The sequence below is a fragment of the Bacteroidota bacterium genome, assembly GCA_019637975.1.
In the GTDB taxonomy this organism is placed as follows: Bacteria; Bacteroidota; Ignavibacteria; order UBA10030; family UBA6906; genus CAADGV01.
Map to the genome: position 1 here is coordinate 20,613 of JAHBUR010000045.1, position 7,418 is coordinate 28,030.

At 53.5% G+C, this 7,418-nt stretch carries 8 protein-coding genes; 1 reads left to right on the forward strand and 7 read right to left on the reverse strand.

Going from position 1 to position 7,418, the window contains the following annotated elements; translation table 11 throughout:
* Nucleotides 1-60 precede the first annotated feature (60 nt).
* Nucleotides 61-1,971, reverse strand: coding sequence for a T9SS type A sorting domain-containing protein (locus KF749_17165; protein ID MBX2992885.1), 1,911 nt, complete (start codon nt 1,969-1,971; stop codon nt 61-63).
* A 55-nt stretch (nt 1,972-2,026) separates the two neighbouring features.
* Between KF749_17165 and KF749_17170 the strand changes: the two genes are divergently transcribed.
* Nucleotides 2,027-2,242, forward strand: coding sequence for a hypothetical protein (locus tag KF749_17170; GenBank protein ID MBX2992886.1), 216 nt, complete (start codon nt 2,027-2,029; stop codon nt 2,240-2,242).
* Nucleotides 2,243-2,365: 123 nt separating this feature from the next.
* On the opposite strand, the gene KF749_17175 is transcribed toward KF749_17170, so the two are convergent.
* The 6 genes from KF749_17175 to KF749_17200 all read right to left on the reverse strand — a co-directional run.
* A complete protein-coding gene (locus KF749_17175; GenBank protein ID MBX2992887.1) occupies nt 2,366-3,451 on the reverse strand; it encodes a hypothetical protein in 1,086 nt (361 codons plus the stop codon).
* Between the two features lie 390 nt (nt 3,452-3,841).
* The gene (locus tag KF749_17180) at nt 3,842-4,270 is read right to left on the reverse strand and encodes a DUF302 domain-containing protein (GenBank protein MBX2992888.1); all 429 of its coding nucleotides are present in this window, start codon (nt 4,268-4,270) and stop codon (nt 3,842-3,844) included.
* Nucleotides 4,271-4,340: 70 nt separating this feature from the next.
* Entirely contained in the window at nt 4,341-5,099 is a 759-nt protein-coding gene (locus tag KF749_17185) for a glycerophosphodiester phosphodiesterase (GenBank protein ID MBX2992889.1), read from the reverse strand.
* 24 nt (nt 5,100-5,123) lie between these two features.
* Complete coding sequence (locus KF749_17190) at nt 5,124-5,768, reverse strand: adenylate kinase (GenBank protein ID MBX2992890.1); 645 nt, start codon at nt 5,766-5,768, stop codon at nt 5,124-5,126.
* 40 nt (nt 5,769-5,808) lie between these two features.
* Complete coding sequence (rlmN, locus tag KF749_17195; protein MBX2992891.1) at nt 5,809-6,954, reverse strand: 23S rRNA (adenine(2503)-C(2))-methyltransferase RlmN; 1,146 nt, start codon at nt 6,952-6,954, stop codon at nt 5,809-5,811.
* Between the two features lie 121 nt (nt 6,955-7,075).
* The coding region (locus KF749_17200) for a hypothetical protein (GenBank protein MBX2992892.1) at nt 7,076-7,418 on the reverse strand (343 nt) is incomplete at its 5' end.

A 7,418-nucleotide genomic window follows, 5' to 3' on the forward strand; every position in this document is an offset into this window, starting at 1 on the left:
GCTTGGGTTTCTTGCGGTGAGGCACTGGAACTTTTTGTCTCATGTATCCTCCTTTCTCCCTCATTTGATGAGCAACATCTTGCGTGTAAGCTGCACAGTTGATGTTCGCAACGTGTAAAGGTAAACGCCGCTGGGAACGCCCGCCGCCGACCATTGCACGGTGTACTTGCCACCCGGCTTTTCTTCGTTGACCAGTGTTGTTACGTGTTGACCTAAGAGATTGACAATTTCAAGTTGCACAAGGCACTTTGTTGCAATGGTGTAGGCGATGGTTGTTACCGGATTGAACGGATTGGGATAATTCTGTTCCAATCGAAATATCAACGGTCGGGTGTCTTGCCCCCTTTCGGTTGAGGTGACAAAATCCGATTCATAGTTACGCACACAATGCCGAAACATGATGGGTGGCAGGAAGGAAGTCCAAGCAAATATCAGGTCAGTTCTCTGGTCTTGGTCTATGTCCAGAAAGTAGAAATTGTTGAGATATGCGGAGTCCAATCGCCACGTTCCCATCTTTTGCCCGGCGGGTAGATATACGTGCAAATCAGACCAAGTGGTATCAAGCGGAGTCACATCATATGTGTTCGCACCCGCCACAACAAACTGTCCATCGAGGATGCCGGAATTCACCCATAGTGGACTGTTACGCAGTGATGAATCGGCGAACACCACACGCCATGTTGTATCGGCGACATAGTCGAGAAGAAAGACAGAGCCGTGACCTATTGGCCCAGGGGCACCGCTGAAGAACTTCGGCATGCCGCTTCCTGTATTCACAAACATCACGGCTCCCGTGCCTGATTCTAATCCCGTGTGGATTTTCCGTGTCAGCCATTGCCCCGAGGGACTTCGCCAGAGATAATCCACCGGCACCGGTTCATGAAAGCCGTACGAGCCTCCGGCAGGAACGATCTCGTCTGTTCCCCCGCCATCAATTTGCCCCACCGCAAAATCGAACGTGTAGGGATAATAGCGTGCAAGCTCTTGTGTGCTGAACGAAAACGAGCCGTCTATTCCCCGAACGGAGAATTCCGCTACGTAAATGAGGGTTTTCTCAATCCATGATGGGGCTTGCGGGTTGCTGTGCTGCACACAGAATTCCTTCCGCCCGTTGTGGTTCACATCAGATTCCATGGCCTTGAAAATATATCCGGGTGAACTGAAAATGATATTCGATTCACACATGCGATACTGCCCGGGACCGTCGCATTCGAGAAACGCAATGCCCGGAGTTGTGGTAGAGATGATGGCGATCTCTTTTTTTCCATTTTTGTCAAGATCAGAAATACAGTATGGCCACCCCCCTCCATTCCGCAGCACCGTATCCCAATCAACGACATATTGGTTGTTACCGACATGTTCATAGACTACAACGCGGCTTGTATCACCCATAGTGCGGAGCACCTTATAGAAGTACACCAACTCCATCTTGCCATCATTGTCAATATCATCAATAAGCAATGCCGTTACCGGTTGGTGTTGTTCCTGGCTGCGCCACACTTCGTGAAAGCTCAGCAGCGGCACTCCCGTTGCCGTTTGCGGCAAGGAGGCAAAACCCGCTCGTTGCATCTGCTCGTGCCCGATCTTCTCCTCGCGTCCGTCGGCTGTCACATACAAGTCCCCCCAACTCGTGTGGTCGTAGATCATCCCATTGAACATGTTGCTCTTCTTAAACTCCAGCTTCGCAACTTCACCGCGTATCGGCTGCTCGTACACCGGCACACTTCCGTATGTCCCGTTGCCCATGTTGCGCCAGACTTGTACCTTGCCGTCCGAATAGTATGCGAGATCAAGCAACGGGTCGGGGTCGTAGAGACCGAGGGCAACAATGGACGGGAGCGGATAGACGGGTTGGCCGTGCTGTACAATCACGCCGAAGGAGTACAGAGTTTTCAACTGTTCGCCGGCCTTTAACGACACAATGGCCGGAAACATCAATACACAAGCGCAGACCGATCTGACCGTTGTCATATATCCCCCCTTGATACGCGAGCAAAAAAATGTCAGTGAGGCAGAAGCGCGACCCATGCAGGTCGATAAAGAACGATCAACACTCTGGGCTCTCATAGCGGCCTCCAGTTTATCGCAACCGTGCCCCACCTGCATTTGGCACAAGCTTCTAATCCTCCAGAGAAGAGAAGAGAAGAGAAGAGAAGAGAAGAGAAGAGAAGAGAAGAGAAGAGAAGAGAAGAGAAGAGAAGAGAAGAGAAGAGAGTATTCTACTGCATCGCGAATGATGTGAACCACGACGCCAATCTTTTCCGGCTGTGCAAACGCCGTCGCAGGTTGCAGCAAGAACACACAGAACACAACAAACAACAAGTGTGCTGGTCGCATGATAACCTCCCAATGTGATTGGATATTGTTAAGGGCGGGTGCCCACAAGCACCAGACCCCGTTGTATTGTGGCGCTGTAATCCGCGCCCACCGCTATGACTGTATTGCCGCGCAGACCAACACCGTTGTACACATGCAAGGAGTTCGTTAAGTGGTGAAATCGTCTCCAGATGTTTCCGTTGAAGTGCCACACCATGCCATCAAATCCGGCGATGAAGAGATCGTTCCCGGCGCTCCCGCGAACACGGGTGGGGAAACTGCCAAGCGGAAGAACTTCCTTTCGTGCCGTCCCTCCGGCAGGGTGTTGCCGCCAGACCCCTTCTGCACCAGCAACATACAGGCTGTCGTTCCCAGTTGACCAGACTGTCTGCAGCAAACCATCGTATGGTTGATTCGACACGGGTGGAGGCGTCTTCCAGATGGTTTGCCATGCTGCGCCGTCATACCTGAGAAGAACGCTCTCCGAGTAGTCCGGCCTGTACCCACATGCCCACACCACGCTCCCGTCGGGGCTGCCCCACACGTCGAGAAGATCAACCGTTGTGTTGCTTACGAGTTTCAACCATGTAGAGCCATTCCACCGTACAACTGTACCTTCGTTACCAACGCCAATAATAAGGCTTGAAGATGTCCCCCAGAGTTTTTCAATGGTCTCGTTTCCTGAGAGGATTGTTCCGCGAAGAGGGTATCCGACGTAGCTTGTTCCATTCCAGTGAACCACGCTTCCGGCAGCGAACCAGATATTGTTGGACGCAAGTGCCAACACCCCGCGTATCGGGGCCACATTTGTGGGAGGCCCCGTGAACTGAGTTATGACCCTTGTGGGCATCCACATTGTTCCGTTCCACATCATCGCACCTACTGCCTGCTGTCCGAACGGGCCAGTTGTGTCAACTCCAAACAAGGCACCAACAGCCCACGCTGTCCCGTCATCCAACAAGGCAACATCCCTGAGATAACTCCCAAACTCGCCAATTGAGTCTGTGGTGAAGGTCCAGTTATGGCTGGTCGTATCCGGTCCGCCGTTGGGGGGCACAACGGGGGGTTCCTTCTTGCACGTCAGCGCAAGCGCGCAGAGCGCGGCACATGCCGCAACGGCTAATGTTCGTCGCATATAAACCTCGCTGGGATACTCGTCAAGGAGTGTCGGGACTTCTCCGCGGGTGAGCCCATGATGAAGGAGACCTTCGTCATGGTTGTGTAAAGCGCAGCCTGTTCAAGAACAGGGAGACAGCGGGTTGTCATGGTACCTCCCTCAGCAGTAGTATGGTGTCTGCGTTACGCTAATGTTAGTTTAACAAAAAAAAAAAAACGAAAGTCAATAGGCGGGGGAATTAATTTTGTTGCGGTGTGTTCGCGTTCGCCCGTCCCATCGGGCTGCGGTGTGTCTTTGAGGCCTTAGGGCTGCAGCGAATGAGCCCGGCCCCGCGCTGTATCGCGTGTTGCGGTGTTCAACAACGTCGTTGTTCAACGTTCTGCGCGCATTGCGTGACTTGTCTTGCGGCTACATCGCCTCAAGCACGCGCTTCAGCCGCTCTTGAACTTCCTCTGCAATCGGCTTCATCGCGTCGTTCCCGAGAATCTGTGTCATCACCATCGGATCGAAGATGGAAACTGTCGAGTTGCCGTTCTCTTCATACACAACAACGTTGCAAGGAAGCAGAAGGCCGATTTCTTTTTCGGCCTGCAGCGCTTTGAACGCAAAGGGCGGGTTGCACGCGCCGAGAATCACATACTTCCTGAAATCGACATCCAACTTCTTCTTCATCGTCTCTTTCACGTCGATGGTTGTCAGCACGCCGAAGCCTTCTTTCTTGAGTTCGTCGGTGACTTTTTCCACTGCTTGATCGAATTGCAGAGTTGTCGTTTTGGTAAAGCCGTAGTTCACTCTTGCCGCCTTTGTTCCTGGTTGAGGTTTCTTCCTGAATTGCATCAATACGATGCCGGAACTCCGGAAAAGGGGTCAACAACAAAGCGTCGGGAACGTGCAGATACTGCGGCAGTTAGCGGGATGCGGTACGCAGAAGCTTTCGAATCTCTTTCGGATAATCCGTCACAACAATCTTCACACCGGATTGCCTCGCCTTCGCAAGTTGCCGCCGTGAATTCACGCCGTAACAAGCAAGCGCAATGCCGTTTCTTTCCGCATCATCAATAAAACTCTTGCGCAGTTGCGTAACGCTGCAAATAAACACGGACGCCCCGACGCGGCGGGCAAGGGTGGAGGGTTTTCGCGCTGCGTCACGCAACGGAAAATACAGCGCGCCAATCTTCATGGTCGGATCGAGTGCGTGGTAGCGCCGGAGAAATTTGTGGTCGAAGGAAGACACAAGGACACGCCGGGCAAAGTTCTTCTCACGAATCACCAGAAGAAGCGATTCTTCAAACGCAATCCGCTTCCGGGTTTCCCCGTCCGTTTTGACTTCGATGTTGAGATTGACGTGGTGGGGAAGAATATCGATGACCTCGCGAAGAGATGGGATCCGCTCCCCGGAGAACTTCCTGCCGAACCAGGAGCCTGCATCATATGAACGCAGGTCGGCAAGCGTCAGGTCCCGGACTTTTCCCTTGCCGTTCGTCGTGCGGTTGACGCTCCTGTCGTGCAGCACAACAAGCTCGAAGTCCTTCGTCATCCGGACGTCGAGTTCAATCATGTCGGCGCCGTCGGCAATCGCTTGCCGGAATGCAGCAAGCGTGTTCTCGGGAGCCACGCCTGAACTGCCGCGGTGGGCGACAATCAGCGGAATGCGTTCATACATCACTCACCCCTTCCAACAAAAAAAAAGCTATGCTCCGACCAATTGCTTGATTTCCTCATACACCGAGTCAACGGATGCCATGCCGTCCAGTTGCACAATCACGCCGCGTTCCTTGTAGAAGTCCAGAACAGGCTTCGTGGTGGAGGTGTAGATTTCGAGGCGTTTACGCACCGTCTCCTCTTTGTCATCTTCGCGTTGAATGAGCTTGCCCCCGCATTCGGGACACGGGCTGTCGGTCGTGACACCATCGGAAAGTTTGTTGTAGATGTTGCCGTCGTTCACACACATCAGGCGCGAGCCGAGGCGGCGGATGATTTCCGCATTGTCGACGTGGAAGTTGATGACTTTGTAGTTCCTGATGTGCAACTCTTCGAACAGCGCCGCAAGTGCCTTTGCCTGATCGACTGTCCGCGGGAAGCCATCAAGGATAAATCCGTTTTGTACTCTTGGCGAGGTGAGAACTTCGCGAACAATCCCGATCATGACGTCATCGGGAACGAGGTGGCCCGCATCCATGATGCTTTTTGCCTTCTTGCCTAATTCTGTTCCTGCGGCAACGGCAGCGCGCAGCATGTCGCCGGTGGAAATATGCGGCACACCGAACTCTTCCGAGAGAAGTTTTGCCTGCGTTCCCTTGCCGACGCCCGGAGGGCCAAACATGAGTAATCGCATTGTCGTCCTTGGTCAGTAGTCAATATAGATGGTATCCCGTTCAGGCCGGAATACCGGAGCCGGAACGGCGCGTGGAAAGCCGGACTTGCCGTGCGTGCTCCTTTTCCGTTTTCACGGCAAGCTGTCCGCAGGCGGCGTCAATATCCTCGCCCGCGCTGCTTCGCACAAACACCGAAAGGTTGGCTGTACGAAGCCGGTCGGCTATAGCATTCATGCGGGGAGACGGCTTGAGCGAGGCGCCCAAACCGGCCACTCCTGTGAACGCTATCGAATGAAACGGGATGATGTTCACTTTGCACGGCACGCGCCGGGCCAACTTGACGAGTTGGGCCACTTCGTAGTCCGAATCGTTCACGCCGTCGAAGAAAACATACTCGTACGTCACCCGTTTGCGCGTTCTCGCATGATAGTACTCGATCGCCGACATCAGTTCCGCGAGATTGAATTTCTTGTTGATGGGCATCAGCGTCGTGCGCGTTTCATCAACGGCACTGTGTAACGACACGGCAAGTTTTGCCTTGCAGCCGCTCTCCGCCATGAGTCGAATTCTATCCGCCCAGCCTGCCGTGGAAATGGTAATTCTCCGGGCCGCGATGTTCAACCCGGTGATGAGAATATCGACAGCCTTCATCACATTGTCGAAATTCATCATCGGCTCGCCCATTCCCATAAAAACAATATTGGTAATGGGACGGTGTGCTTCGCGCCTCACCTGCATTACCTGGCCTACTATTTCGCCCGCCGTCAGATTTCGCAGCAACCCCATTGACGCCGTTGCGCAAAACCTGCAGTCTAAAGCACATCCCACCTGACTTGATATGCACAGCGTCAGCCGACGCTGCTCCTCCTCATGGTCGGCCTCGTGGCCGCGAAAAGCCAGCCGGGGGGGAATAAGGACGCTTTCGACATGTAAGCCGTCATGGAGCTTGACGAGGAACTTTGCTGTTGCATCGCCGTGCGAACGTTGGCGGCGGACGATGTCGACGCGTTCGAGGGAAGCATGCTGTTCCAGTTGTTCACGAAATGATTTCGCGAGGCTGGTCATTTCGGAAAATGACGACGCATCCTTTGCGTAGATCCAGTCAAAGAGCTGCCTACCCCTGTAGCGCTTTTCGCCTATACGTTCGGCAAAATCAGAAAGCTCTTGAAGGGTGAGGCCAAACAGATTGTTATGCAGAGAAGTCATGCACGACCAATCTACAAAACGCAACGGAGGTATTCAAGGAAGTTCGGATACCCAACAGGATTGACAAAAAAGCCTCCGGGCGCCGATTGCCCGGAGGCTTGCACATCGTACACAGTATCGGTTACAGCTCGGCGTCAACCTGCCCGAGGACCTGCACCTTGACAGACAAGCCGTTCGGAACGGGGACTTGCGAAACGTTGCCGTTTGCCGCAAGCGTAATCTGTTGCTTGTTTCTAATTGCATTCACCAATGCTGTAAGGCCTGCTACATTCCGCGTGATTAGTGGCGAGGTCACGAGCGACTGCGGCGTATTGAAGGCGGCCCATGATCCGCTGTAGGCGAGAATTTGCTGGCCGTTCACTTGTACGGTGCCGCTCACGTTGCCGCCGTACGTGCCATTGGTGCTGACGAGAATGTCATAGATGCGTACATTGTTCAGCACGATCTTGTCAAAACCAATATCA

Bases quoted from the DNA above. Each gene is read 5' to 3' on its own strand.
- KF749_17175 (MBX2992887.1), bottom strand. From the start codon at position 3,451: ATGCGACGAACATTAGCCGTTGCGGCATGTGCCGCGCTCTGCGCGCTT.
- KF749_17190 (MBX2992890.1), bottom strand. From the start codon at position 5,768: ATGCGATTACTCATGTTTGGCCCTCCGGGCGTCGGCAAGGGAACGCAG.
- KF749_17165 (MBX2992885.1), bottom strand. From the start codon at position 1,971: ATGACAACGGTCAGATCGGTCTGCGCTTGTGTATTGATGTTTCCGGCC.
- rlmN (MBX2992891.1), bottom strand. From the start codon at position 6,954: ATGACTTCTCTGCATAACAATCTGTTTGGCCTCACCCTTCAAGAGCTT.
- KF749_17180 (MBX2992888.1), bottom strand. From the start codon at position 4,270: ATGCAATTCAGGAAGAAACCTCAACCAGGAACAAAGGCGGCAAGAGTG.
- KF749_17170 (MBX2992886.1), top strand. From the start codon at position 2,027: ATGCAGGTCGATAAAGAACGATCAACACTCTGGGCTCTCATAGCGGCC.